Here is a 1805-nt window from a genome sequence, read left to right on the forward strand (position 1 = left end):
CTCAAAACTAAACAAAGTTTCTCAGTGTGCTTCCGTTTGCTTCTCCAGCTTCTTTTAGTATTTCTACTCTCCACTAGAGCTGCTTCCTTAGAAAGGAGGTGATCCAGCCGCAGGTTCTCCTACGGCTACCTTGTTACGACTTCACCCCAGTCATCTGCCCTGCCTTAGACGGCTCCTTCCACATGGGTTAGGCCACCGGCTTTGGGCATTGCAGACTTCCATGGTGTGACGGGCGGTGTGTACAAGGCCCGGGAACGTATTCACCGCGGCGTGCTGATCCGCGATTACTAGCGATTCCAGCTTCGTGTAGGCGAGTTGCAGCCTACAGTCCGAACTGAGAACAGCTTTCAGAGATTCGCTTGCCTTCACAGGTTCGCTTCTCGTTGTACTGCCCATTGTAGCACGTGTGTAGCCCAGGTCATAAGGGGCATGATGACTTGACGTCGTCCCCACCTTCCTCCGGTTTGTCACCGGCAGTCTCATTAGAGTGCCCAACTTAATGCTGGCAACTAATGACAAGGGTTGCGCTCGTTGCGGGACTTAACCCAACATCTCACGACACGAGCTGACGACAGCCATGCACCACCTGTCTTGCCGTCCCCGAAGGGAACTTCTTATCTCTAAGAATTGCGACAGATGTCAAGACCTGGTAAGGTTCTTCGCGTTGCTTCGAATTAAACCACATGCTCCACCGCTTGTGCGGGCCCCCGTCAATTCCTTTGAGTTTCAACCTTGCGGTCGTACTCCCCAGGCGGAGTGCTTAATGCGTTAGCTGCAGCACTGAGAGGCGGAAACCTCCCAACACTTAGCACTCATCGTTTACGGCATGGACTACCAGGGTATCTAATCCTGTTCGCTACCCATGCTTTCGAGCCTCAGCGTCAGTTGCAGACCAGAGAGCCGCTTTCGCCACTGGTGTTCTTCCATATATCTACGCATTCCACCGCTACACATGGAGTTCCACTCTCCTCTTCTGCACTCAAGAAAAACAGTTTCCGATGCACTTCCTCGGTTGAGCCGAGGGCTTTCACATCAGACTTATTCTTCCGCCTGCGCTCGCTTTACGCCCAATAAATCCGGACAACGCTTGCCACCTACGTATTACCGCGGCTGCTGGCACGTAGTTAGCCGTGACTTTCTGGTTGATTACCGTCAAACAAAGGCCAGTTACTACCTCTGTCTTTCTTCACCAACAACAGAGCTTTACGATCCGAAAACCTTCTTCACTCACGCGGCGTTGCTCCATCAGACTTGCGTCCATTGTGGAAGATTCCCTACTGCTGCCTCCCGTAGGAGTTTGGGCCGTGTCTCAGTCCCAATGTGGCCGATCAGTCTCTCAACTCGGCTATGCATCGTTGCCTTGGTAAGCCGCTACCTTACCAACTAGCTAATGCACCGCGGGTCCATCCTTTAGCGACAGCTTACGCCGCCTTTTAAAAGCTGTTCATGCGAACTGCTCTCTTATCCGGTATTAGCACCTGTTTCCAAATGGTATCCCAGACTATAGGGCAGGTTACCCACGTGTTACTCACCCATCCGCCGCTAACTTTCCTAGCGTCACTTCCGAAGAAGATCTGCTAGTTCTGTTCGCTCGACTTGCATGTATTAGGCACGCCGCCAGCGTTCGTCCTGAGCCAGGATCAAACTCTCATTTTTAAAATAATCGTTTGAACGATTGCTCATTCGATTTCTCTTTAAGATCTTTGTCTTAAGATTTATTGCTTGCGAAATTGACTTCGCTTCTTTGTTTGGGTTCTTACACCCGCACACTTTTAGCGAAACTTTGTTCAGTTTTCAATGTACTA

General features: G+C 50.9%; 1 rRNA gene. It reads right to left on the minus strand.

Going from position 1 to position 1805, the window contains the following annotated elements:
• Positions 1-91: 91 nt before the first annotated feature.
• Positions 92-1656 (minus strand): 16S ribosomal RNA (locus NFR82_RS08760).
• Between the last annotated feature and the right edge of the window lie 149 nt (positions 1657-1805).

This window comes from Lactobacillus agrestimuris, from assembly GCF_943193025.1.
GTDB classification, from domain to species: Bacteria; Bacillota; Bacilli; order Lactobacillales; family Lactobacillaceae; genus Lactobacillus; species Lactobacillus agrestimuris.